The sequence below is a fragment of the Sphingobium sp. genome (genome assembly GCF_033795625.1).
GTDB lineage: Bacteria > Pseudomonadota > Alphaproteobacteria > Sphingomonadales > Sphingomonadaceae > Sphingobium.
In genome coordinates this window covers 80,687-104,413 of sequence record NZ_JARYGI010000011.1, presented here as the reverse complement: position 1 = coordinate 104,413, position 23,727 = coordinate 80,687, and the positions used below count along the sequence as shown (strand labels likewise).

General features: G+C 61.6%; 31 protein-coding genes and 1 tRNA gene. 18 read left to right on the top strand and 14 right to left on the bottom strand.

The window, feature by feature from the left end; all coding sequences use genetic code 11:
• Positions 1 to 187 precede the first annotated feature (187 nt).
• Positions 188 to 652, top strand: coding sequence for an Lrp/AsnC family transcriptional regulator (locus tag QHC67_RS08045; protein WP_319293027.1), 465 nt, complete (start codon positions 188 to 190; stop codon positions 650 to 652).
• 225 nt (positions 653 to 877) lie between these two features.
• Here the strand turns inward: QHC67_RS08045 and QHC67_RS08040 are convergent.
• The 3 genes from QHC67_RS08040 to QHC67_RS08030 form a co-directional block, all read right to left on the bottom strand.
• Positions 878 to 953: transfer RNA gene (locus QHC67_RS08040), tRNA-Ile, on the bottom strand.
• Positions 954 to 979: 26 nt separating this feature from the next.
• The gene (locus QHC67_RS08035; protein WP_319293025.1) at positions 980 to 2,032 is read right to left on the bottom strand and encodes a polysaccharide deacetylase family protein; all 1,053 of its coding nucleotides are present in this window, start codon (positions 2,030 to 2,032) and stop codon (positions 980 to 982) included.
• 38 nt (positions 2,033 to 2,070) lie between these two features.
• Positions 2,071 to 3,780: a HAMP domain-containing sensor histidine kinase gene (locus tag QHC67_RS08030; RefSeq protein WP_319293023.1), complete on the bottom strand. Its 1,710-nt coding sequence runs from the start codon at positions 3,778 to 3,780 to the stop codon at positions 2,071 to 2,073.
• Between the two features lie 178 nt (positions 3,781 to 3,958).
• Between QHC67_RS08030 and QHC67_RS08025 the strand changes: the two genes are divergently transcribed.
• Positions 3,959 to 4,438: an Lrp/AsnC family transcriptional regulator gene (locus QHC67_RS08025; RefSeq protein WP_319293021.1), complete on the top strand. Its 480-nt coding sequence runs from the start codon at positions 3,959 to 3,961 to the stop codon at positions 4,436 to 4,438.
• 85 nt (positions 4,439 to 4,523) lie between these two features.
• Here QHC67_RS08025 and rplS read toward each other — a convergent pair whose 3' ends face one another.
• From rplS to ffh, 8 genes are read right to left on the bottom strand one after another with little or no spacing between them, the layout of a single operon-like run.
• Positions 4,524 to 4,892, bottom strand: coding sequence for a 50S ribosomal protein L19 (rplS, locus tag QHC67_RS08020; RefSeq protein ID WP_319293019.1), 369 nt, complete (start codon positions 4,890 to 4,892; stop codon positions 4,524 to 4,526).
• Positions 4,889 to 5,635 (bottom strand): tRNA (guanosine(37)-N1)-methyltransferase TrmD, encoded by a 747-nt coding sequence (trmD, locus tag QHC67_RS08015; protein WP_319293037.1) that lies wholly within the window; start codon positions 5,633 to 5,635, stop codon positions 4,889 to 4,891. Before trmD ends, rplS begins: the two co-directional genes overlap by 4 nt.
• On the bottom strand, positions 5,632 to 5,919 hold the full coding sequence (locus QHC67_RS08010; protein WP_319293017.1) for a hypothetical protein: 288 nt from the start codon (positions 5,917 to 5,919) through the stop codon (positions 5,632 to 5,634). Before QHC67_RS08010 ends, trmD begins: the two co-directional genes overlap by 4 nt.
• On the bottom strand, positions 5,916 to 6,293 hold the full coding sequence (locus QHC67_RS08005) for a type II toxin-antitoxin system VapC family toxin (protein ID WP_319293015.1): 378 nt from the start codon (positions 6,291 to 6,293) through the stop codon (positions 5,916 to 5,918). Before QHC67_RS08005 ends, QHC67_RS08010 begins: the two co-directional genes overlap by 4 nt.
• A complete protein-coding gene (locus QHC67_RS08000; protein WP_319293013.1) occupies positions 6,286 to 6,558 on the bottom strand; it encodes an AbrB/MazE/SpoVT family DNA-binding domain-containing protein in 273 nt (90 codons plus the stop codon). Before QHC67_RS08000 ends, QHC67_RS08005 begins: the two co-directional genes overlap by 8 nt.
• 30 nt (positions 6,559 to 6,588) lie before the next feature.
• Positions 6,589 to 7,068, bottom strand: a complete 480-nt coding sequence (gene rimM, locus QHC67_RS07995; protein ID WP_319293011.1) for a ribosome maturation factor RimM — start codon at positions 7,066 to 7,068, stop codon at positions 6,589 to 6,591.
• A 3-nt stretch (positions 7,069 to 7,071) separates the two neighbouring features.
• Complete coding sequence (rpsP, locus tag QHC67_RS07990; protein ID WP_319293009.1) at positions 7,072 to 7,521, bottom strand: 30S ribosomal protein S16; 450 nt, start codon at positions 7,519 to 7,521, stop codon at positions 7,072 to 7,074.
• A 45-nt stretch (positions 7,522 to 7,566) separates the two neighbouring features.
• On the bottom strand, positions 7,567 to 9,027 hold the full coding sequence (gene ffh, locus QHC67_RS07985) for a signal recognition particle protein (protein ID WP_319293007.1): 1,461 nt from the start codon (positions 9,025 to 9,027) through the stop codon (positions 7,567 to 7,569).
• Positions 9,028 to 9,321: 294 nt separating this feature from the next.
• Between ffh and QHC67_RS07980 the strand changes: the two genes are divergently transcribed.
• The 5 genes from QHC67_RS07980 (at position 9,322) to ispZ (ending at position 14,618) form a co-directional block, all read left to right on the top strand.
• Positions 9,322 to 10,965, top strand: coding sequence for a putative bifunctional diguanylate cyclase/phosphodiesterase (locus QHC67_RS07980; protein WP_319293005.1), 1,644 nt, complete (start codon positions 9,322 to 9,324; stop codon positions 10,963 to 10,965).
• A gap of 55 nt (positions 10,966 to 11,020) precedes the next feature.
• A complete protein-coding gene (gene dapF / locus QHC67_RS07975) occupies positions 11,021 to 11,824 on the top strand; it encodes a diaminopimelate epimerase (protein WP_319293003.1) in 804 nt (267 codons plus the stop codon).
• A 62-nt stretch (positions 11,825 to 11,886) separates the two neighbouring features.
• Positions 11,887 to 13,080 (top strand): tRNA (N(6)-L-threonylcarbamoyladenosine(37)-C(2))-methylthiotransferase MtaB, encoded by a 1,194-nt coding sequence (mtaB, locus tag QHC67_RS07970; protein ID WP_413818507.1) that lies wholly within the window; start codon positions 11,887 to 11,889, stop codon positions 13,078 to 13,080.
• On the top strand, positions 13,067 to 13,999 hold the full coding sequence (gene ftsY, locus QHC67_RS07965; RefSeq protein WP_319292999.1) for a signal recognition particle-docking protein FtsY: 933 nt from the start codon (positions 13,067 to 13,069) through the stop codon (positions 13,997 to 13,999). The genes mtaB and ftsY overlap by 14 nt, the downstream gene beginning before the upstream one ends.
• Positions 13,989 to 14,618 carry a septation protein IspZ gene (ispZ, locus tag QHC67_RS07960; protein WP_319292997.1) on the top strand — a complete coding sequence of 210 codons (630 nt, stop codon included), beginning with the start codon at positions 13,989 to 13,991 and terminating at the stop codon, positions 14,616 to 14,618. The genes ftsY and ispZ overlap by 11 nt, the downstream gene beginning before the upstream one ends.
• A gap of 63 nt (positions 14,619 to 14,681) precedes the next feature.
• Here ispZ and QHC67_RS07955 read toward each other — a convergent pair whose 3' ends face one another.
• Together QHC67_RS07955 and pspF are read right to left on the bottom strand one after the other, a co-directional pair.
• Entirely contained in the window at positions 14,682 to 15,305 is a 624-nt protein-coding gene (locus QHC67_RS07955) for a superoxide dismutase (protein WP_319292994.1), read from the bottom strand.
• 146 nt (positions 15,306 to 15,451) lie between these two features.
• Positions 15,452 to 16,507 carry a phage shock protein operon transcriptional activator gene (gene pspF / locus QHC67_RS07950; protein ID WP_319292992.1) on the bottom strand — a complete coding sequence of 352 codons (1,056 nt, stop codon included), beginning with the start codon at positions 16,505 to 16,507 and terminating at the stop codon, positions 15,452 to 15,454.
• 184 nt (positions 16,508 to 16,691) lie between these two features.
• On the opposite strand from pspF, the gene QHC67_RS07945 reads away from it, so the two are divergent.
• From QHC67_RS07945 to QHC67_RS07895, 11 genes are all read left to right on the top strand, one after another.
• Positions 16,692 to 16,865, top strand: coding sequence for a hypothetical protein (locus tag QHC67_RS07945; RefSeq protein WP_319292990.1), 174 nt, complete (start codon positions 16,692 to 16,694; stop codon positions 16,863 to 16,865).
• 81 nt (positions 16,866 to 16,946) lie between these two features.
• Positions 16,947 to 17,630, top strand: coding sequence for a phage shock protein PspA (pspA, locus tag QHC67_RS07940; protein ID WP_319292988.1), 684 nt, complete (start codon positions 16,947 to 16,949; stop codon positions 17,628 to 17,630).
• Positions 17,631 to 17,634: 4 nt separating this feature from the next.
• Positions 17,635 to 17,901, top strand: a complete 267-nt coding sequence (gene pspB, locus QHC67_RS07935) for an envelope stress response membrane protein PspB (protein ID WP_319292987.1) — start codon at positions 17,635 to 17,637, stop codon at positions 17,899 to 17,901.
• A gap of 1 nt (position 17,902) precedes the next feature.
• On the top strand, positions 17,903 to 18,283 hold the full coding sequence (gene pspC / locus QHC67_RS07930; RefSeq protein ID WP_319292986.1) for an envelope stress response membrane protein PspC: 381 nt from the start codon (positions 17,903 to 17,905) through the stop codon (positions 18,281 to 18,283).
• 131 nt (positions 18,284 to 18,414) lie between these two features.
• Positions 18,415 to 18,666, top strand: coding sequence for a hypothetical protein (locus QHC67_RS07925; RefSeq protein WP_319292985.1), 252 nt, complete (start codon positions 18,415 to 18,417; stop codon positions 18,664 to 18,666).
• Between the two features lie 64 nt (positions 18,667 to 18,730).
• Complete coding sequence (locus QHC67_RS07920; RefSeq protein WP_319292983.1) at positions 18,731 to 18,964, top strand: hypothetical protein; 234 nt, start codon at positions 18,731 to 18,733, stop codon at positions 18,962 to 18,964.
• Positions 18,965 to 19,021: 57 nt separating this feature from the next.
• The gene (locus QHC67_RS07915; protein ID WP_319292981.1) at positions 19,022 to 19,447 is read left to right on the top strand and encodes a SufE family protein; all 426 of its coding nucleotides are present in this window, start codon (positions 19,022 to 19,024) and stop codon (positions 19,445 to 19,447) included.
• An 11-nt stretch (positions 19,448 to 19,458) separates the two neighbouring features.
• Positions 19,459 to 19,872, top strand: a complete 414-nt coding sequence (locus QHC67_RS07910) for a GFA family protein (protein ID WP_319292979.1) — start codon at positions 19,459 to 19,461, stop codon at positions 19,870 to 19,872.
• Positions 19,873 to 19,958: 86 nt separating this feature from the next.
• On the top strand, positions 19,959 to 20,912 hold the full coding sequence (locus QHC67_RS07905; RefSeq protein ID WP_319292977.1) for a hypothetical protein: 954 nt from the start codon (positions 19,959 to 19,961) through the stop codon (positions 20,910 to 20,912).
• Between the two features lie 53 nt (positions 20,913 to 20,965).
• Positions 20,966 to 22,144: a vWA domain-containing protein gene (locus QHC67_RS07900; RefSeq protein ID WP_319292975.1), complete on the top strand. Its 1,179-nt coding sequence runs from the start codon at positions 20,966 to 20,968 to the stop codon at positions 22,142 to 22,144.
• Positions 22,145 to 22,244: 100 nt separating this feature from the next.
• Positions 22,245 to 22,574, top strand: coding sequence for a hypothetical protein (locus QHC67_RS07895; RefSeq protein ID WP_319292973.1), 330 nt, complete (start codon positions 22,245 to 22,247; stop codon positions 22,572 to 22,574).
• A gap of 38 nt (positions 22,575 to 22,612) precedes the next feature.
• Here QHC67_RS07895 and QHC67_RS07890 read toward each other — a convergent pair whose 3' ends face one another.
• A complete protein-coding gene (locus QHC67_RS07890; RefSeq protein WP_319292972.1) occupies positions 22,613 to 23,710 on the bottom strand; it encodes an anhydro-N-acetylmuramic acid kinase in 1,098 nt (365 codons plus the stop codon).
• Positions 23,711 to 23,727 lie beyond the last annotated feature (17 nt).

The window sequence follows — 23,727 nt, the reverse complement described above, 5'->3', positions numbered from 1 at the left end:
GGCCGCCACGAGGTCGGCCCGACATTGGAAATCTAGCGCCGGCACATCAAGCTCCCCATCCTCTCAGGAACATTCGAATCTTGAGCCCCTTATCGCACCAGGCGAGAGGTAAAACTTGGCTTTTTACCCCTAACTTCCCTTGCAATGAGGCGCAGAACTCCGAATATCCGCATTTTAGGGGAAAATCATGCCTGCCGAACTCGACGCCATGGACCGCAAAATCCTCACCCTCATGCAAAAAGACGCAAGCCTCACCGTCGCTCAAATCGCTGAGTCCGTGGGATTGTCTCAGTCACCATGCTGGCGACGCATACAGCGCATGCGCAAAGAAGGCATAATCCTGGGTCAGGTTACTCTTCTCGATCGGCAGAGCGTAGGACTGAATGCGCAAATTTTTGCCCAGGTGCGACTCAATGGAAAGGGCCGGGAGAATATCGAAGAATTTTCCCGGGCCATCCAGGGCTTTGACGAGGTACTCGATTGCTACGTGACCTTGGGCGCCACGGACTTCATCCTGCGCATCGTTGCCAGCGACATCAATGCCTATGAACGTTTCTTCTTTGACAAGCTGAGCCGGGTTCCAGGCATCCAGGAAATCAACTCCATGGTCGCCCTGTCGGAAATAAAATCCACCACCGCCCTGCCATTATGACCATCTACCACGCGCAAGAACAGACAGGCGGTCGCGCCGCCATTTCGCACCTCACTGATATTGAGTAGCTTTTACACAGCTTCTGGTGCCGTTTATCTCTGGTTTTCAAGACATACGGGCGGCGGCTGCTTTTGGCCGCTTGCTAGCAAACGGGCGAGCACCGCTGGTATATACTTGTCTCAGAAGAGTTTACCGTCACGATATACTACTCATGACATAAAGCGATGGTGGGCCCGGCAGGAATCGAACCCGCAACCTAGCCGTTATGAGCGGCCAGCTCTAACCGTTGAGCTACAGGCCCACACTTCGATTGTCGTTAGCCGAGGGTCACGCAACTTTGCAACCCAAAGCTGCACGTGCGGGCACGGCATCGAGAAATTCGTCAAGTGACGCGGGCAAAACCGAGCGCTTGGCAAGATGCTCCAGGATCTGCCCCCACCAGCGGTAGAAGCCTTCGAGATCGGCGGCATCCCGAACATAGGGCGTATGGCCGGGCTCCAACGTAGGCGAATGGAAGCTGAAGTTGAGGACCCGCACGCCATCTTCGATAAGAGCGTCGATAGCACAGATGGCGTCGCCCGCGCTCACCCCCTCCGGAGTCAGCGGCACGCGGCTCAGCAATCCTGCACGCGACAGGCCGCCCGTCAGCAATTCGATTCCCTCCGCAGCGCGAAAAAGTTGCGGCCCGATGCCACGCAGACGCCCGACGAAAACGGTTGAAAGCGGCAGTTCCACAAGCTTTCGCTCGGGACCAGCCCAATAAGGGTCGACCGGCAAGCCATAAAATGCTGGCCCTTGTTGTGCCGAATAGTCGAAAAGGCTTCGCACTGAGCTATCGAGCCTGAACCCGGCCTGCTCCAGCAGCCGGGCGCTATTGGGGCCGACGCCATATCGACCAGCCCGATAGGCCGCAGGTCGTTTCCCGAACGCCGCCTCGAAGCGTGCGCAAAGCGCCTCAAGCTTCGCTTTCTCGACAGCTTCCGGCAAAAAGCCGACATAGCTGTTCGGCACGCTGACTTGCTCGACATGAGGCGGATTGACCCAGGGATGGAGATGCGCGCCCACATCTGCGGTGCCTTCATCCATCCATTGCGCCAGAGCGCTAGAGGCGGCCAGATCGTCTATGACAGGATAATCGGCGACATAGACTGGTTTTACACCGGCTTGCGAGAACCACTTTTGCCCTCGCGTCATCGCTGCGACGGACGTCACCTTATGTCCCGTGCGACTGAATGGCGCGCTCCAGTCGAACTCCTCTTCGGTATCCACGAACAGGGTGAAGCGCGTTCCAAATGCCGGGTCCAGCGCTATCCGGTCTTCGTTCAACGGCGGCCGTAACAGGCCACCGTCATGGGCAGAGTTGGGAAGCGGGACCGTCATCCCTCCTCCTTAACGGCAAAATAGTTGCCGTATCGTTGTCAGCTGGGGCCAGTCTCGCGAACGGCTTCGGCCGCCGCGGGCAGATGCAGCCTGAACCGCTCCGCCTCCACTTCCAGCCCCCCACCACCCGTGGCCGCCAGACTGCGGATAAGCCGCAGTGAGAATCCCAAGCCCAACAGAGGCGCATCGGGCCAACTCTGGTCGTCGGCGGCAAAGCCGGGATCGAGCAGTTCGGCTTCGCTCATGCCTTTGAGGGAATGGGGGCGGTCCATTGCGAGCACGATCCGTCCCCCGTCACCGGCGGGCTGGAACCAGCAGGCCCCGGTCATGACTTCGCCCGGTGGCGAGACGGACAACAGCATCCGCAGGAGATGCTGGATCATCCGTTCGCCCTGTACGGGATCGACACGCACCGCGGGAAGGTCGCGCGCCACGGTGACATCGATTCGCCGCTTCTCCTCGCAAGAGGCGAAGTGCGCTGCAATCCTGGCAATCAGCAACGCGACGTCTACTGACTCGGGCGCCCCGCCCTTTTCGTCGCGTGCGACACGGGCGGCGAAATCCAGATCGTCGAAGGCCGTCAAAAGATGCCGGGAATCGGCGACGATCTGTCCGGCCATCTCCCGATATTCGGCAGGTGCCGGACCGAAAAGCTGCTGCTCGATAATTTCGGCAAAACCAAGGATCGCGTTGAGTGGCGTCCGCAGCTCATGGACAAGTTGCCTGACCGCATCTCCTGACAGACCCGCAAGCGGTGAACTATCCTCAAGCCCGGCGAGAGCGGGAACTTCGTGCAGGTGGGGACGCCGCGCCTGTCCGCGATATCCCTGAAACCGACCGGACTGCGCATCGAAATACGGTATCGCCGACAGCCGCCACTCGCCCGCAAGCTCCCCGCCTGCAATCGTAAACCGGCCATTCTCAAAGCCGCTTCGCTTCGTGAAAGCCCCCGAGACATTAGCGTCCGGCCCACTACCTCCGGCCAGTGCAGGCAACCCGATGCAAAGACCGATCAGCGCCGTCCGCGGACCCTTATCTATCCACACCACCGTACCCGTGGCGTCAGTTTCAAAAGCGAATGCCCGAACAGGTTCGAGAGGGTCTGGAGGCGTATCGGCTGGCTTCGCTTTATGGCTACTGGTAAACTGTTCGATCCGGTCGACCAAGGCGCGGATCTGGCTCTTGTCCTCCGCGTCTTGCTTACGCTCCGGTGCATCGCGGTAGATGCCTTTGAGGGACGGTTCGACTGCGACCGCCTCGACTGCCATGTCGGGCGTCAGCAGCATGGCATCCTCGCCAGAGCCGCCGAGCACCAGATCGGTTTTCCCAAAAGCCTCCAGCGCTCGCCGCGTCTGTGGCCCGATGTCACGCCGCCCGCGCAACACACCGCGCGCAGTTGGTCCCAGAGCCGAAAGCAGCCTGGGCCAGACATCGTCGGGCAGGCGCGCCCGCGCCATGGCTGCGGCACAGATGGCCGGCCGATCCAGAGCGAAGAACCGCACCAGTGTCGGCGATGAAAGGCGGCCGCCCAGTTCGACGACCGAAGCGATCCGCTGAGTCTCGCTCACGGCTGATCGCAATTGTTCCATGCGCGCCAGCAGTGTCTCACGATCCTGGTCGGGAAGTATATTCCGATCAACGCGATCCGTTTGCGCAACCAGATCGACACATTGCCGCCAAAGCGTGACGGCGCCGCTGCCTTGTCCATCTGCCGCCAGGACGGTCTGCATCAGGTCGTTGAAACGCACGGTGCTCCTTAACGGCCAGTGCCGTTCCAATGATCGTTACACATGGTTAGGCGTCCTCGGCCTAAAGGAAAAGAGTGTGATCTTCTTTCACGGCGCGGCGTAGCATAGTGGGACAATTGCATTGCTCTGAAATATAATTATTATACTCGGCACTAACCGGAAAGGAACTTAGCGGCTAATGGCTGGCGTTAATATCGACACGATCGACATGCAAATTCTTGCCGAATTGCAAGAAGATGGACGGATGACGAATGTCGACCTCGCGCGCCGGGTCGGCCTGACGGCGCCTCCATGCCTGCGCAGAGTGCGCGCACTTGAGGACAATGGGGCGATCAAATCGTACCATGCGGTGATCGATCCGGCGACATTGGGCTTTACCATCACGGTTTTCGCGATGGTCAGCCTCAAGAGTCAGGCCGAAGCGGATCTCAAAGCCTTCGAAGATCATGTCGCCGCTCTGCCGGAAGTACGGGAGTGCCATATGCTGAACGGTGAGATTGACTTCATTCTCAAGGTTGTGGCGCGCGATCTTCAAAGCTTTCAGCAATTCCTGACGTCGAAATTGACCCCCGCTCCTAACGTTGTGAGTGTCAAAACATCGCTAACGATCCGCACGTCGAAGAATGTACCGGGCGTTCCGCTGCGTAGCGCCGCCTGACGCGTCCAGCATCGACCTTGACGCAACGAAAAAGGGCGCTGGAGTTGCTCCAGCGCCCTTTTCACGTCGTAGCCTGAAAAAAGCCTCAGCCTTCGCTGCGGTTGTCCCGGCGCTCGGCGATACGCGCACGCTTGCCGGTGCGGCCGCGCAGATAGTAAAGCTTCGCGCGACGCACGACGCCCTTCCGGACCACGGTGATCGAATCGATGTTGGGCGAATAGAGCGGGAAGACGCGCTCGACGCCCTCGCCAAAGCTCATCTTGCGCACGGTGAAGTTGCTGCCCATGCCCTTGTTCGAACGCGCGATGCACACGCCTTCATAGTTCTGCACACGGCTGCGTTCGCCTTCGACAACCTTCACGCCGACGCGCAGGGTGTCACCGGGGCGGAAGTCCGGAATATCCTTGGCGAGAGCCGCGATGTTCTCGGCCTCGATCTGCTGCAGGAGGTTCATTCCCTCTTTTCCTTCGTCTGTCGTTGCGCGCCAGAGGGCGACTGGTCCCGAACGTCGTTGTGACGTTCCCAAAGGTCCGGTCGCCGTAACCGTGTATGATCTTCGGACATGGCTTGCCGCCACGCCGCGATCTTCGCATGATCCCCCGATCGCAACACTTCAGGGATCGTGCGCCCTTCCCAGATATTGGGACGGGTATAGTGCGGATATTCGAGAAGGCCGCTTTCGAAGCTCTCGTCATCCCCACTGGAAGCCGCGCCCATTACACCGGGAAGCAGTCGAACGCAAGCATCGAGCAGGACGATCGCCGCCGTCTCTCCGCCCGACAGAATATAGTCGCCGATCGACACCGGGCGGATGGGCCGCGCCTCGAACAGGCGCTCGTCCATCCCCTCAAACCGGCCGCACAGAATGGTGACGCCCGGACCCGTGGCGACTTCGCGGACAAGCGCCTGCGTCAGCGGTTCCCCACGGGGCGTCATTGCGATGACCGGGGCATCAGGTTGCCGTTCCAGCGCATGATCGACCGCCCGCGCCAGCACATCCGCGCGCATGACCATTCCCGCCCCGCCCCCTGCCGGCGTATCGTCGACCGACTTATGCTTGTCCGTTGCGAAATCGCGGATCTGAATGGCGTCGCAGGACCATCTCCCCTCGGTCAGCGCCCTCCCCGCAAGCGAAGTTCCGAGCGGTCCCGGAAACATCTCCGGGTAGAGCGTCAGCACTTGCGCCGCAAAAGTCACGCCTTGCGCGCCCTCTGCCGCAGCCAAGCGCCCGCCATCCCGCCCAGCAGGCATGCTGCTCCTGCGGCAAGCATACCGATGCCGGTCGCCAGCAACAGACCTGCAAAGGGCCGCTCCGGGTGCAGCAATGCGGGCACCAGCACCAGCAATGGCGTCACTGTGACGATGACGATCCCCGACGCGATCTTGAGGGTGCGAGACCATCGCACGACGAACAACCGCCATCCTGCCGCCACGAGCGCCAGAAGATAGGCATAAGGAAGAATGGAAGTAAGCGTACTCATATTGTCCAGTTCTCGACCTTCAGGCCAGCGATGTCGGCAAAATCGGCTTCGTTGTTGGTCACGAGGGGAAGTCCGACAGATAAAGCGTGTGCGGCGATAAGCCGGTCATAGCTCCCGCGCCTGAATGACAGTTCCGAATAGCGTTCGGCCGCAGAAGCATCGAATGGCAACACCTCGATGATACGGAACAATGCAGTGGCTTGAAGAACTGTGTTGCTCCGCCTCGCTCCCAACATCGTCTCGGCGTAGGCCACCGCAGACACTGCCAACTCACCGGGTTCGAATGTCTCCACTCGCTCCCTCAGCGTATCGGACGAACCCGCCAGCAAATATATGCAGATATTGGAGTCGAGCAGAAAGAGAGGATCAGGCACCTTTCAGCAGCTTTCCTTCCCAATCCAGTTCACGATCTTCAAACTGCCGTTCTTCTCGCGCGAACGGTTTAAAACCAGGAGCGGAGCCATAGATCCCGGCGAGGTCTATCTTCTTCGGCTTTTCGTCGACCGGCATGGCAATGTAGCGCCCGCGCTCCTCTCGCACTTTCATCTCAGTGCCTTCCTTAAGCCCGAGCCCCTTCGGCAAGCGAAGCGCGAGTGAATTGCCTGATTTGAAAACCTTTGCGCGATATTCCTGTGACATTCTCGCCTCCGTATATACGCAATGTATATACTAAACGATGAATAGAGCGTCAATGACAGCCTTGTCTTCACCGATGTCCACAGCCTTGATTGGCACCATGAACCGCTTGGTGTCGGGCCGCTCGATCTCCAGGATATCACCTGCGCCAAAATTCTCGACGGCCACGATCTTCCCAAGATCTTCGCCTTCGCTGGACACGCAAGGCAAGTCGATCAGGTCGACATGGTAGTACTCCCCCTCCGCCAGCGGCGGCAGGGCGGATCGCGCAACGGTGAGAGCCGTGCCGCGCAATGCTTCGGCAGCCGTGCGGTCGCCGATCTCGGCAAAGCGCGCGACGGCGCCATTGGGACCGGGGCGGATCGTCTTCAACGTCAGCACCCGGTCGCCAATCGCGAAGCTCTTATAGTGCTTGAGGCTTTCCACCCCTTGCGCAAACAGCTTCAGGCGCACCTCGCCCGTCACGCCATGCGCGCCAATAACTGCGGCAAGAGTGACGGGACGATCGTGCAAGGCTTAGCCTTCCGCGTTTTCTTCAGGCGCAGCTTCAGCGGCAGGCGCTTCTTCAGCCGGTGCTTCGACGGGAGCCTTTGCAGCTTCCTCAGCGGCCTTCTTCGCCTCTTCGGCTTCGGCCAGCTTGGTTGCGCGTTCTTCGGCGCGCTCGGTGGCCTTCTCGCCCGGCTTCGCCTTGTTCGGGTTGCTGCGAGCCGCGCGCTCCTTCACGCCAGCCGCATCGAGGAAGCGCGCAACGCGATCGCTGGGCTGTGCGCCGACCGAGATCCAGTGCTTCGCGCGCTCTGCGTCCAGAACGACGCGCTTCTCGTCATCCTTGGCGAGCAGCGGGTTGTAGCTGCCGATGCGCTCGATGAACTTGCCGTCGCGGGCCGAGCGGCTGTCGGTCACGACGATCTTGTAATAGGGGCGCTTCTTGGAGCCGCCGCGCGACAGACGAATTGCAGTTGCCATAAAATTCTACCTTACCTTTCTTGTATTCTAATCAATATGTTGAACTTATTTCTTCATGAACTTGTCGAAGCCGGGAGGCAGCTTTGGCATCTCGCCACCGCCGGGCAGGCCGGGCATGCCGCCCCCCATCCCGCCGCCACCAGCGCCGCCGAGCAAGCCGCCCATGCCACCGCCGGCGAACATCTTGCCGAGCCCCTTCAATCCGCCCATCTTGCGGATCTTCTTCATCGCCGTTTCCATTTCCTGATGCATTTTCAGGACGCGGTTCACCTCCTGCACCGTGGTGCCCGAGCCTTTAGCAATACGGATCTTGCGCTTGGCGTTGATCAGCGCGGGCCGTGAGCGCTCCTTGGGCGTCATCGACGTGAGGATCGCATCCATATGCACCAGCGTCTTGTCGCTCGCACCGCTCTGCGCCATCGCCATCTGCGCTTTCTTGAGGCCGGGGATCATGCCTGCCAGCGCGCCGAGCCCCCCCATCCGCCGCATCTGCCCAAGCTGCGCGCGCAGGTCGTCCAGATCGAACTGACCCTTGGCCATCTTCTTGGCGAGCTTGTCGGCTTCGTCCGCATCGATGCTCTCGGCCGCGCGCTCCACGAGACTGACGACATCGCCCATGCCGAGGATGCGGCTGGCGACACGGCCCGGATGGAAGACTTCGATGGCGTCCAGCTTCTCGCCGACGCCCGCGAACTTGATCGGCTGACCCGTGACAGCGCGCATCGAAAGCGCCGCACCGCCACGCGCATCGCCATCCATCCGCGTCAGCACGACACCGGTCAGCGGCACTTGCTGCGTGAAGTTGGTCGCGACGTTCACGGCATCCTGACCCGTCAGCGAGTCCACCACCAGCAGGATTTCATGCGGCGTAGCGATATCCGCCACGGCCCTCATCTCGTCCATCAGCGCCTGATCGACATGCAGACGCCCTGCGGTGTCGAGCATCACCACATCGAAGCCCTGCAGCTTCGCCGACTGCAAAGCGCGCCGCGCAATATCGACAGGCTGCTGACCCGGAACGATCGGCAGCGTCGCCACGCCGCACTGCTCGCCCAACACCGCAAGCTGTTCCTGCGCCGCCGGACGTTGCACGTCGAGCGAGGCCATCATGACCTTCTTGCGGTCTTTTTCCTTGAGCCGTTTGGCGATCTTCGCTGTGGTCGTGGTCTTGCCCGAGCCTTGCAGACCGACCATCATGATGACGGCAGGCGGCGTCACGTCGATCATCAGGTCGACCGTGTCGGACCCGAGCATCGCGGTGAGCGCGTCGCTGACGATCTTGACGACCTGCTGCCCCGGCGTGACCGAGCGCAGAACGTTCTGGCCGACCGCCTCTTCCGTCACCTTGTCCACGAAATCACGGACGACCGGCAGCGCGACATCGGCCTCCAGCAGCGCGATCCGCACTTCGCGCATGGCGCCGCGCACGTCCGATTCGGTCAGTGCGCCGCGGCCCTTGAGCTTGTCGAATACGCCGCCAAGGCGATCACTCAGTGAATCGAACATGCCTAACCTCACATCGGGAGAAAGCCCCGAAAACTCTCATTATCCCAAACGACAAATACGCCGGTGGGCGAAACCTCGCCAACCAGCGTTATCCTTTATGGCCGTTCGATAAACGAACATCCGGCTCACTCGGATATGTCAGGGTATCGGCGGAAAAGCCCCCCGATGTTGCAGCGCCTTTAGCCCAACGCCCCGTGCGTTGCAAGGCAACAGGAGAGCCTCCACATCGCGTGCCAGTTTACCCCTTCTCAATGCTTTTGGCGCAAAAATCGGGTGGAAGAGACTGGACACATCATGACAACGCCTAAACCGCTGCATCAGGAGCGGGATTCATCGCAGGATAATACGCGTCAGGACTTGGTAGCGGGCGCGATCCTGTTTGCCGCCGCCTTGCTGTTCGTCGCCAATGGCAGCACTGCAATGGGTCAGGTCATCCAGACGCTGAACGGCCTTGGCGCAGGCGTTGAACAGGTGCTGACGATCGCGGTCCTGCTGAACGCAGCGCTTATCCTGTTCGGCTACCGCCGTTACCGCGACCTTCAGGAAGAAGTCTCTCACCGCGCGGAAGCTGAAGAGCGAGCCCGCTTGCTCGCTTATATCGACCCGCTCACCAGCTTCTACAATCGCCGCTCGCTGCAGGAGCGCGGCGCTGCAATGATCAGCGAGGCCCATGGCAAGGGGAAGGCCGTCGCGGTCATGCTGCTCGACCTCGATCATTTCAAGACGGTCAACGACATATACGGACATGAAGCGGGCGACCTCGTGCTCAAGGTGGCGGCGCAACGCATCTCGGCGATCCTGCCATCGGACGCCCTGGCCGCACGGCTGGGCGGCGATGAGTTCGCCTGCGCGTGCGTCATCGATCGCGATGATGCCGACCATGTCGAGAGGATCGCCGAGGATATCGTCGCGGCGCTCCTGCATCCGATAGCGCATGGCAACAACGAACTCGTGGTCAGCACGTCGCTTGGTATCGTTCGCTCGGATAGCGATGGGGATCAGATGGATGTCCTGATACGTCGCGCAGACATCGCCATGTACGCGGCAAAGAATGCCGGGCGGAACCGGATGGCGTGGTTCGCGCCGATCATGGAAGAGGAACTGCAGCGCCGAAGCGCCATAGAAGCGGGCATGCGCGGCGGCATCGCGGCGGGAGAATTCGTTCCCTATTACGAACCGCTAGTCGACCTCGCATCCGGAGAGTTGCTGGGTTTTGAAATGCTGGCGCGATGGGAAAGCCCGCTGCTCGGCCTCGTGGCGCCGGACCACTTCATTCCGATCGCTGAAGAAAGCGGCATGATCGGGGAACTTTCCTTCACGATCATGCGCCGCGCGTTCACGGACGCGCGCACATGGGACCCTTCCCTCACGCTTTCCGTCAATATCTCGCCATCGCAATTGCGCGATCCATGGCTCAGCCAGAAGATCCTTAAGCTGCTGATCGAGACAGGCTATCCGGCCAGTCGGTTGGAGATCGAGATCACCGAAAGCTGCCTCTTCGAAAATCTCGAACTCGCCAAGACCATCGTCCAGAGCCTCAAGAACCAAGGCATCCGCGTGGCGTTGGACGATTTCGGCACTGGCTACAGTTCGCTGGCGCATCTGCGCGCCCTCCCTTTCGACCGCATCAAGATCGACCGCAGTTTCGTGTCGTCCATGGGCGACAGCAGCGAAAGCGCCGCCATCGTAAACGCCATCGCCCGGCTCGGCGAAAGCCTCGGCCTCCCGGTCACGGCGGAAGGCGTCGAGACACTGGCGATAGAAACGCAGCTCCGCGGACTCGGCCTCGCCAAGGGTCAGGGCTGGCATTTCGGCAAGCCCATGACCATCGAACAGACGCGCCGTTTGCTGGCGGATCGAAACATGCTCCCCTCCGGCGAGATCGCGAAGCAGGGCGGTAAACATCTGGACCAGTCCCCTAGCCGCTTCGCCAGCTAGGCCCTGCCTGCGTGCGCCATGGACAGGGCGATGGCGGACCACTACATCGCGAGCCATGAACGGTCGCTTTTCCAAGATGCATGGCCTCGGCAACGACTTTGTCGTCATCGACGCGCGCTCGGCATCCATCGAGATGCCGAGCGCCCGCGCCCGCGCCATTGCGGACCGACACACCGGAATCGGCTGCGACCAGCTCATCCTGATCGAGCCTTCCACAAGCGCTGACGTAAAGATGCGCATCTTCAACGCCGATGGCAGTGAAGTGGAGGCATGCGGCAATGCCACGCGTTGCGTGCCGCTGTTCCTCGGTATGGACGCGCGGATCGAGACAAAGGGCGGACTGCTGAAGGCCAGCCTCACGGACAGCGGCGCCACCGTCGACATGGGAGCCCCCCGCTTCGACTGGGACGCGATTCCGCTCGCCTATGCCATGGACACGCGCGAGATGCCGGTCGGCTGGGAGCATCTGACGTCGCCCGCCGCCGTCAACGTAGGCAATCCCCATGTGGTCTTTTTCCAGCCCGGCATCGACATGGAGGAAGCCGCGCGCCTGGGTGCGATAATCGAAGTCGATCCTCTGTTTCCTGCTCGGGTTAACGTGAACTTCGCCGAGGTCGAGAAATCCAATCGCATTCGCCTGATCGTGTGGGAGCGCGGTGCCGGCCTCACACGCGCCTGTGGTACCGGAGCGTGCGCCACGGCCGTCGCGGCCATCCGGCGCGGTCTTGCCAAAGGGCCTGTCACTGTGGCGCTTCCGGGCGGCGAATTGATCATCGACTGGCAGCCGGGCGGCAATATCCTGATGACTGGCCCCGCCGCGCATGTGTTCGACGGAGAAGCCGACTGGAGCCGCTTTTGAGCCGAGCCGGACCTCAACTCGTCACGCTCGGCTGCCGCCTCAACATTGCCGAGAGCGAGACGATGCGGCAGTTGGCTGGCGCGCAGGACGACCTCGTCATCGTCAACAGTTGCGCTGTAACCGCCGAGGCCGTGCGCCAAACCCGGCAGGCGATCCGCCGCGCCCGCCGCGACCGGCCCGACGCGCGGATAATAGTCACAGGCTGCGCGGCCCAGACCGAGCCTGCGATGTTCGCTGCCATGCCGGAGGTGGATCGCGTCGTCGGCAACGCCCATAAGTTCGACGCGCTGGCGTTCGAGCCCGACGGCGAACGCATCCATGTGTCGGACATAGAAGCCCTGCGCGAAACCGCCCCGCACATGGTCAGCGGATTTGCCGACCGGGTGCGCGGGTTCATCGAAGTGCAGAATGGCTGCGATCACCGCTGCACCTTCTGCATCATCCCCTACGGGCGCGGCAACAGCCGGTCGGTTCCGGCGGGGGCGGTCATCGACAAGGTGAAGGCGCTGGTGGACAGCGGCTACCACGAAATCGTGCTCACCGGCGTGGACGTCACAAGCTATGGCCCCGACCTCCCCGGCGCTCCCAGCCTTGGCCTCCTCGTAGAGCGCATCCTGACGCAAGTGCCCGCCCTTCCCCGCCTCCGCCTTTCTTCATTGGACAGTGTCGAGATCGACGACCGGCTGCTCGATCTGATCACCAGCGAACCGCGTGTCATGCCGCACCTACATCTCTCCTTGCAGGCAGGCGACGACATGATCCTCAAACGCATGAAGCGCCGCCACAGCCGCTCTCAGGCCGTCGAAGCGGTAGAACGGATCAAGACGCGCCGTCCTGAAATCGCCATAGGCGCGGACATCATCGCAGGCTTTCCAACGGAAACGGACGCAATGTTCGCCAACAGCCTCGCGCTGGTCGAGGATTGCCAGATCGTCCACGGCCATATCTTTCCCTATTCCCCCCGCAACGGCACACCCGCCGCCCGCATGCCACAGGTCAATTCGGCCACCATCAAGGTTCGCGCCGCACACCTCCGCGCAGCTTGCGCCGCGCAGCGCGAGACATGGCTGAGCAGCCTCATCGGCACTCGCCAGAATGTTCTGGTGGAGCGTAGTGGCCTTGCCGGACATGCCGAAAACTTCGCGCCCATTGCGCTAAAAACTCCGGCCGAACCGGGCGCAATCATCAGCGTTACTATCGCAGCGCTTGAGAATGGCCGCCTGATCGCCCAAGAGGCTTCGCATGACAGAGACTAGCTGGCGCGACCGCCTATTTGGCGGCCTGAAGCGCACTTCCGACCGCCTTGGCGACAATCTCACCGGGCTCTTCACGCGGGCAGCGCTCGATGAGCAGACACTGGACGAGATCGAGGAAGCGCTGATCATTTCCGACCTTGGCCCCGCCATGGCGGGCCGCATCCGCGGGCGCCTCTCCGAAGGTCGGTTCAACAAGGAACTCACCGAGGAATATCTGCGCGAGATCATCGCCGAGGAAATCGAGAAGACGCTGGCCCCCGTCGCCAAGCCGCTGGAGATCGAAGCCTTTCCCCGGCCGCAGGTGATCCTCGTCATCGGCGTGAATGGATCGGGCAAGACCACCACCATCGCCAAGCTCGCCAACCTGTTTCTGGAGCAGGATTACGGCGTGATGCTGGCCGCGGGAGACACCTTCCGCGCCGCCGCCATCGGCCAGCTCAAGGTGTGGGCGGATCGCCTCGGCATTCCCATCGTCTCGGGCAAGGAAGGCGGCGATGCGGCGGGAATCGTGTTCGAGGCCGTCAAGCAGGCGACCGAGACCGGCATCGACGTGCTGATCGTGGACACAGCCGGACGCTTGCAGAACAAGCGCGAATTGATGGACGAACTGGCGAAGATTCGCCGCGTCCTTGGTCGCATCAATCCCGCGTCGCCTCATGACGTGCTACTGGTCCTCGACGCCACCACCGGGCAGAACGCCTTGAGCCAAATCGAGGTGTTTCAGGACATTGCCGCTGTCACCGGGCTCGTCATGACGAAGCTGGACGGCACCGCGCGCGGCGGCGTTCTTGTCGCTGCTGCCGAGAAATACCGCCTCCCCATCCATGCCATCGGCGTGGGTGAGAAGATCGAGGACCTGCGCCCCTTCGATCCCGGCGACATGGCCCGCGCTATCGCTGGAACAGCTTATGCCCGATAACGTCGCCAAACCCGCCCAAACCAATCATAGCGGCACGCTTAGCCTGCTGCTCGATTTCGGGCCGCTGCTCGCCTTCTTCCTTGGATACAAGTTCGCGGGCGTGATCGTCGGCACCGGCATCTTCATGGCGGCCATTGCCGTTGCCGTCATCGTCTCGAAGGTGAAGCTCGGCAAGGTATCGCCGATGTTGTGGCTTTCTGCGATCCTCGTCCTGTTCTTCGGATCGCTAACAATCTATTTCCATGACCAGAGCTTCATTCAGATCAAGCCGACGATCATCTACAGCTTCTTCGCGCTGATGCTCTTCGCGGGCCTCGCGCGTGGCAAGCCCCTGCTCAAATATCTGCTGCAGGCGGCCTATGACGGCCTCTCCGAAGATGGCTGGCGCAAACTGTCGCGCAACTGGGCCTTCTTCTTCGTCTTCATGGCGCTGCTGAATGAAGTGCTCCGCTATTTCCTCAGCTTCGACGCTTGGCTGTCCGTAAAGGTGTGGGGAGTCACGCTCATCTCCTTCGTATTCGCCGCCGCCAATATTCCGATGCTCATGCGGCACGGCCTGTCGATCGGCGAGAAGCTGGACAGCGACGAGGTTGGCGAGACCACGCCCCCACAGGGCTGAAACGAAAAGGACACCGCTATCGGAATGGCGGTGCCCTTCGACTAATCTTGGCTCAGCGCCGGATTACCACTGCTGGTTGGCGCGCTCGGCACCCTGTCCGTCGAGGTTCTGCGCGACGAAGTCCCAATTCACGGCGTCCTTCAGCAGCGCCTCGGCATAGTTGGGCCGCGCATTGCGGTAATCGACATAATAGGCATGTTCCCACACATCGAGGATGAACAGCGGCGTATCGCCATGCGCGACGGGGCAGTCGGCGTCATGATAGGAGGTCACGGCCAGCTTGCCGTCCTTCAGGATCAGCGCAGCCCAGCCGCTTGCGAAATGGCCGACGGCCTCCGCCTTCAGCTTCTCCAGCAGCGCATCCACCGAACCGAACGCCTCGTTGATGAGGTTCAGCAGCTCGCCGGTCGGCTCCTTCTTTTCCGGGCTGAGGCTCAGCCAGTAGAAATTGTGGTTCCAGATCTGACCGACCTGGTTGAACAGGCCCTTGGGGCCGCTCGCCGCCGTCTGGTTGATCAACTCCACCAGCGACTTGCCCTGCAAAGCCGGGTCCGCATTCACCAGTTCGTTCGCCTTGGTCACATAGGCATTATGGTGCTTGCCGTGGTGATAGTCGAAGGTCTCCGCGGAAATCAGTTCGCCAAAGGCATCTTTGGGATAGGGAAGCGGGGGAAGTTCGAAAGCCATGGGATTCTCCTAGGAAATCTGGAAACCAGTTCACACGGCCAGAGCGGCGCCAGGAAGTAGGTCACAGTCCTAATCGTTATCCGCCCGGCATATTTCAAGCCAAATAGAGCTTTGCGAATCGTTCTCACTCCAAGCCCGGCCGGAGATCACGCCTCGGCAGACGCCGTTACGCCGAGCAACCCGTGTTTCTTCAGACAGTGCCGCAACTGGTCATAGCTAAGCCCCAGCCCCTTGGCCGTGGCGCGCTGATTGAAACGGTGGCGGGAAAGCGCGCTTCGCAGGATCGCCACCTCATGCGCCTCCAATGCGGCCCTTAGATCGGTAATTTCCTCGAACGCCGCCATCGGGGGCAGCGGGGCAGCAGGAGCCGGCGCTTGGGGCGACTTCACGGCCGAAGGACGCGCAACATTCGGCATCGGCACCGGACGCCAAGGCGATCCAAACGGATCGAAGACAATGCGATCTATCGCGCGGGTCGGTTCCAGCCAGCGATAGACTGCGCGCTCCACCACGTTGCGCAGTTCGCGCACATTCCCCGGCCACCGATAGGCCTCCAGTTCCACCATGGCCTCTTTCGCAAAGCCCGGCCACTGCGGCCAGCCGATCTCCGCCGCCATGCGCCGTCCGAAATAATCCGTCAGCACGCGCACATCGCCTTCGCGCGCCCGCAACGGCGGCAAGGTTATCACTTCGAACGAGAGCCGATCCAGCAAGTCGGCCCTGAATCGCCCTTCCTCGGCGGCCAGCGGTAGATCCTCATTGGTCGCCGCGACGATCCGGACATCCACGCGCACCGGGCGGGACGCTCCAATGCGCGTGACTTCGCCATATTCGACCACGCGGAGCAACCGCTCCTGCGCTGCCATGGATAACGTGCCCAATTCGTCGAGAAAGAGCGTACCGCCATCGGCCTCTTCGAACCGGCCTGCCCGTGTGCGCGTAGCGCCAGTGAACGCCCCGGCTTCATGGCCGAACAACTCCGCTTCGATCAGCGTCTCGGGCAACGCCGCGCAGTTCATGATGATCAGTGCCTCGCCCCATCGCGGCGAAAGGCGGTGCAGCCGCTCCGCGATCAGTTCCTTGCCTGTACCGCGCTCGCCGATCACCAGGACCGGCCGATTGAGTTCGGCCGCCCGCTCAGCCTGCTCCACCGCATCCAGAAATGCGAAGGACTGTCCTATGAATTGGGTGGTTTGATCCATGTGCCAAACTATGGGGAAAATTCCCAATGTTTCGCAAGTGAATTGTGCCCGCTTCTATGCCAAGACGCGGCAAATCGGCTAAAAACCGCCATTCCCGAAAACTGGCACGCCTTCTGCAAAGATATGGGCAATCCACCAAACAAACTGGTGGAACCACATGAAGGCCAATTTAGGGAGACATCCAATGTTCGACATCAAGAAGATCAGCCAGCATATCTCGGTCGCCATCTGCGCCGTCCTGTTCGGGTCCACCATGGTCCTGAGCGCCGTCGGCCCCGCCCGCGCCAATGAGACCGGCACGACGGAACGCAGCCTTGCCTCCGATCAGACCCCCGGAGCCGTCCGCTACCTCGCGTAAAACGGCTCACCTGCCGGGGCGGCCGCAGCCCCCAAGCACCGCCCCGGCATCACCCAAGAGCAGTCACCAGGAGTATATCAAATGGGTATTTTTTCCCGAACCCGCGACATCATCGCCGCAAACGTCACTGACTTGCTCGACAAGGCCGAAGATCCGGCAAAGATGATCCGCATGATCATCATGGAAATGCAGGAAACCCTGGTCGAGGTCCGCGCCTCCGCAGCGCGTACGATCGCCGACCAGAAGGAAATGCGTCGCCACATCAGCAAGCTGGAAGGCTTGCAGGAAAGCTGGACCGAAAAGGCGCAACTCGCCCTGTCCAAAGGCCGCGAGGACCTCGCCAAGGCCGCTCTGGTCGAGAAGCAGAAGGCTGCCGACATGGCCGCACAGCTGAAGTCGGAGATCGTGGTCCTGGACGATGCGCTCAGCGCGTCGGAAGAAGACATCGCCAAGCTTCAGGCGAAGCTTCGCGAAGCCCGTGCCCGCCAAACCAGCCTCGCCACTCGCATGGAAAGCGCGGAGAACCGCCTGAAGGTCCGCGAAATGTATGCCGGTGAAAAGGTGCAGGACGCGTTCGCCCGCTTCGACATACTCGAACAGCGCGTCGATTTCGCCGAAGGCCGCGCCGATGCGATGAACCTGGGCGGCACCCCGCCGACGCTGGAAGAGGAAATCGCCGCGCTGAAGTCCAACGAAAAGGTCGAAGCCGAGCTTGCCGCCATGAAGGCTGCGCAGCAGGGCAACTCCGGCCCGACGGAAGGCTGACCCGATGGAAGACATTCTCGTCCCCATCGTCGTCGTCGGCATCCTCTTTCTTGGGCTGCCGTGGGTGATCTTCCACTACATCACCAAGTGGAAGACATCCGCGACGCTCACCAACGAAGATGAAGCGATGCTCGATCAGATGCACGAAACCGCCCGTCGGCTGGACGAGCGCCTTTCCACCATCGAGCGGATCATCGCCGCCGACAATCCCGATTTCCGTCCTTCGCGGCCTGCGGCCAGCGACGACTACAGCTTTGAACGGAGAAACTGACATGACCGCGCGTCGCACGAAATTCTACCTCGACAAGCAGAATGCCAAATGGAGCGGCGTGTGCGCCGGTATCGCCGACTATACGGGCATAGAGGTCATCTGGGTCCGCGTCGGCGCGGTGCTGATCACGCTTATGGGCGCTTTCCCCTGGACCCTGATCGCCTATGGCATCGCGGTCTGGCTGGCCGACAAGAAGCCAGCCGGTCTCTATCAGGACAAGGAAGACGCCAAGTTCTGGCAGGGCGTGCGCAGCAATCCTGCCCGCAGCACTCGCGATGTCCGCTCCAAGTTCCGCGATATCGATCGTCGCCTGGCCGACATCGAAGTCTACTACACCAGCCGCAACACGCGACTGGCCGACGAGATCGAGAGCCTGCGCTGAGGCCAAACACGGTCCGTTCGTCGAATTCACCCTGACGCTGATCGAAAAACAACGCAGCGGCCGGGTGAATTTAGAAAGCTTCGGCAGATCGGCGCGGACAACTCCGCCACCGCAAGGGAAGGACTAAAGAGATGATTGCAAGCTGGATCTGGGTTTTGATCCCTCTCGCGGCCATCGGCTTCAAAGGGTTTCGCAGTTGGCTCAGCCTGAAAGAACGGCAACTGGAAATCCAGTCGCAGGAAACCGCCGAGAAGACAGCGCAATATGCCGCCCATACCGAGCGGCTGGAGCAGCGTGTCCGGGTTCTGGAGCGGATCATCACCGACAAGGGCGTTGAACTCTCCGACGAGATAGAGCGACTGCGCGACGCACCGCTCAACTGAACAGCAATGACATCCGGCACCGCTCCTGCACGAGCAGCCGGATCACCGGGAAGGGAGAAGCAAGATGCAGGACCCCATATTCTATCTGACGATGGCAGCGGCCAGCCTGTCCGCCATCACCATACTCGCCATGACGGCACTGCGCGGCTGGAATGGCTGGCTGGACCTCAAACGCACCGAATTGATGCGCCCCAGTGACGACGCCGCCACGGCATCCGCCGGTAGCCGTATCGAAGTCGCGGACCTGAAGGAGCGCATCCGCAAACTGGAAGCCATCGCAGCAGGCGTAGACCTCTAAGCCAACTTTTCTGCGGCGCGGCTTTCCCCTCCGCCATTATCGCCTATATCGGCGGCCATGACACAGCCCGCTTCGCTACCCGACATCCTCGAAGAATATGAATTTCTCGACGCGGACGACCGCTATCGTCTGCTTATCGATCTGGGCAAGCAGCTTGAGGACATGCCCGCCCCCCTCAAGACCGACGCGACGCTGGTGCGTGGATGTTCTGCCGCCGTATGGGTCTATCCCATAGCGCGCGATGATGGCACCCTCCACTTCCTGGCTGACAGCAACGCCGCGATCACCAAGGGTATCATCGCTCTCGTCCTCACCACTGTGCAGGACCGGCCAGCGGCAGAGATAGCGCAAACCGACATAGCGGATGCCCTCGCCCCGTTCGATCTCAGCCGCCAGTTGAGTTCCAACCGGACTCAGGGCATCCCGAACATGATATCGCTGATCAGGGAAACCGCAGGCCGCTACAGCGAGGCCGAGCAATAAGGGAGCAGCACATGGCACATACCGGCGGATGTCTTTGCGGTGCAGTGAAGATCACGATCGACGCGGAGCCGATGGCCGCGCGCATGTGCTGGTGTCGCCTGTGTCAATATCTGGGTGGCGGCAGCGCGACGGTGAACGTCTGTTTCCCGTCCGACGCCGTAACCACCACCGGCGAAGTGCGCTGGCACCAGAGCATCGCGGACAGCGGCAACACCATGCAGCGCGGCTTCTGCCCGACCTGCGGCACCCCCCTCTTCAGCCTGGCGGAAAGCCGTCCGCACCTGACCTTCATCCGTGCAGGCGCCCTCGATGATCCGAACATCCAGCCGCCGCAGGCCGTCATCTGGACCTCGCAGGCGCCGGAGTGGGCCCATCATGATCCAGAACTTGCGCACCACCCGCAGCAGATTCCGCCAGTAGCCTGACATAATCTGCTTGCGCGCAATACGCGCATGTGATCCTCTCCGCTCAAATGCCTCGCAAAGAAGGCTTCCGGATGAGGATTCTGCCGATGCGCCTTCCCTTGATCGCCCTGTGCCTTTTGTGCTCTGCCCCAGCTTTCGCTCAGGAACGGGCGGATAGCTGGCAAACGACAGACGCCGCAGTCCACGCAACCGCCGCGGGCATTTCTGTTCCGCAGCAGGCAGGCGGGCTCGCGCTCGTAAAAACGGGCGAAATCTCGGGCGAAGGCGCCGACATCTACGCGCAATATGTCTCGGCGGACAATGTGGTTCAGGCGACCATCTTCGTCTACAGGCCCGGCTTCGCGGATACGGCCGTCGCAGCGCTGGCAACGGAACGCACCCTTATCGAGAGGTTCGGCCCTGCGACGCGGCGCGACGTTCAGCAGGTCACGTCGGCGGGCGGTCATGACGGCGTGGCGCTACGGACACTCTATTCCGGCGCGGCAGACGGCGAACTGGTCCTCGCGGCCGGTTTTGTGCGATCGGGCGACTGGATCGTAAAGCTTCGCGTTACTGCTCCGGCCGACCGCAAGGCGGATGTTGAAGCAGGAATCGATGCGTTGCTGCGCGGCCTCAGCTTCGACAATCCGGCAGCACTTCAGCGTGCAAGCCTCGCCACCTGGAAGGACTGCACCGCCAGTGCGTCTACGGCGTCCGCGGCGGCGAGCGCCTCCTTCCCCCGCAACGGAGCCGATGCGCTTTGCCGCGCCGGCGTCGTCAAAGTGGCGGATGCGACGTTCGACATGATTCAGCCCGCAGTCCCTAACGCCAGCGGCTCCGTCCTGATTCCCACAGATGATGCGGGGGGACTGCTCCGCTTCGACCGCATGGCTGAAGGCGGTTTTCGGATGACACGCTTCGGCCCTGGCGCTGTGAAGAGCATCACGCGCCTGGCGAAGCTCCCCGACGCTGAGGGGATTGCGGCCATAATCAGCGGCGGCGACCAAGTGGCCGTGGCGGGAGCGGACCGCCGGAGAAAAGGTACGACGGCGCTCCGTTAACGGTACAGCCGCGCGGACTTTCCATCGCCGGCATCCTTCTTTAGAACCACCCCATGTTTCTGTCCTTCCTCGATGAGTTGCGGGTTGCCGGAATCCCGGCAGGCGTCAAAGAACACCTCGTCCTGCTCGATGCCTTGCAGCGCGACGTTATCGCCCGTCGCCCGGAGGAGTTCTATTATCTCGCCCGCGCTACCTTCGTGAAAGACGAAGGGCTGTTCGATCGCTTCGATCAGGTGTTCTCCCGCGTCTTCAAGGGGCTGGAAGGCGGCTATGGCACCGGCCAGGCGGAAATCCCGGAGGAATGGCTCCGCGCGATAGCCGAAAAATATCTGAGCCCGGAGGAAATGGAAAAGATCAAGTCACTGGGCGACTGGGACGAGATCATGGAGACGCTGAAGAAGCGGCTTGAGGAGCAACAGGGGCGTCACCAGGGTGGCAACAAATGGATCGGCACCGGCGGCACTTCCCCTTATGGCAATGGCGGCTACAATCCCGAAGGCGTGCGCATCGGCGGCGAGAGCAAGCACAAGCGCGCTCTGAAAGTGTGGGAGCAGCGCGAGTTCCGCAATCTCGACAGCACCAAGGAACTGGGCACCCGAAACATCAAGGTCGCGCTCCGCCGCCTGCGCCGCTTCGCGCGCGAGGGTGCGGCGGACGAACTGGACCTCGACGCAACCATCCGCGGCACGGCGCGGCAGGGCTGGCTCGATATCCGGATGCGGGCGGAACGCCGCAATGCCGTCAAGCTGCTGCTGTTCCTGGACGTGGGCGGATCGATGGACCCGTTCATCAAGCTGGTGGAGGAACTTTTCTCCGCCGCCACCGCCGAATTCAAGAATCTCGAATTCTTCTACTTCCACAACTGCCTCTACGAAGGCGTGTGGAAGGATAATCGCCGCCGCTTTGCAGAGCGCACGCCGACATGGGACATCCTCCACAAGTACGGCCATGATTATAAGGTGGTTTTTGTCGGCGACGCAGCAATGAGCCCCTATGAGATCACGCATCCTGGCGGCAGCGTCGAGCATTTCAACGAAGAAGCCGGGGCCAGTTGGCTGCAACGCGTCGCCAACACCTATCCGGCGACCGTCTGGATCAATCCCAGTACGGAGCAGCATTGGGATTACAGCCAGTCCACCAGGATCATCCGCCAGTTACTGAGCGACCGGATGTATCCGCTGACACTGGCCGGCCTCGACGAGGCGATGCGGGAATTGACGCGCAAGCGCTGATACAAATTGCGACATAAAAAACAGCGCACTGACACATACTGGCGACGAACCCTTCGTAGAACTGTGATCATTGTTCACCGGCCAATGAAGGAGTACCACAATGGCTAGCATGAAGACCTTGATCGCCGCTCTCGTCGCCACCGCAGCGGTTGCAACACCAATGGCAGCCAGCGCCGCGCCCTGGCAGAGCATCAACCAGCGTCAGGCCAATCTGGAGCGCCGTATCGATCAGGGCATCCGCAATGGCGCCCTCAACCGCAAAGAGGCACAGCGTCTGCGTGGCGAGTTCCGCGAGATTTCAAGGCTTGAGGCGAACTACCGCCGCTCGAACGGCCTTTCAGCCCGCGAGCGCACCGATCTTGATCGCCGGTTCGATGCGCTGAGCCGCCGGATCAACATCCAGAAGCATGATCGCCAGCATCGCCACTAAAAAAAAGGGAGGGGCCGGGTAACGCCGGCCCTTCGCCATCAATCCACCTCGAACAACTCCCCGCCAGTCATCGGTTCCGCCACGCCCGTCGTTCCCGGAAAGCTGATCGGCAATCCCATGATGCTGCGCACGGCCATATAGGCAAAGCCCTCCGCTTCGACGCTGTCGCCATTCCATCCAAGCACATCCACCGACTTCACCTCTATGCCGGTGACGTCGCGCAGCATCCGCATCAGCGTCGCATTATGCCGCCCACCCCCCGCGACATACATCGCAGTCGGTCGCGCTGGCAGTTGCCGCAACGCCAGTTCTACCGAATGGGCAGTGAACGCCGTCAGCGTCGCCGCACCATCTGCCAGCGACAATCCCCGCACCGGCTGAAGCGTGAAGTCCTCCCGGTCGATGCTTTTGGGAGGCGGCATCTCGAAGAAGGGATGATCCAGCATCCCGGTAAGCACGCTTTCATCCACATGCCCCGCCGCCGCAACTGCGCCGCCTTCATCGAAGGCTGCCCCGCCCTCCATCTGCATCCAGTTGTCGATGAGGCCGCTTGCCATCCCAGTGTCGAACGCCACCAGCGACTCGTCACGCCCGATGTAAGTGATGTTCGCCACACCGCCGAGATTGAGCACCACCACGGGCTTCGGCAATGCCGCAGCCAGCGCCCGGTGATAGACCGGCAGCAAAGGCGCACCCTGCCCGCCCGCCTCGACATCGGCAGTACGCAAATCCGCGACCACCGGAATTCCGAACGCCCCCGCCAGCGCGTCTGCGTCGCCAATCTGCCATGTCCAGCCCAGGTCCGGCTTATGTGCTACCGTGTGCCCATGAAAACCGATGACGTCGACATCCTGCGCCTGCCACCCGCTGCGCCCCAGCAGATCCGCCACAGCCTCGACATGCGCCTGCGTCATCTCCGTTTCCACTGAGTCGATCAACGGCTCGAACTCCGGCTCGTCCATTGCCATCGCCCGCGCACACGCCTCGGCCAGCCGCACCCGGAATCCCTCGTCATAGGCTGTGCCATGGAAGGCCAGCCGCTCCACCAACCGCTCGCCATCCGTGCGGATCAGCGCCGCATCTATCCCGTCGCGCGACGTGCCCGACATCAATCCGATCGCAACCCTGCTACCCAAGCGCCAATCTCCATGCT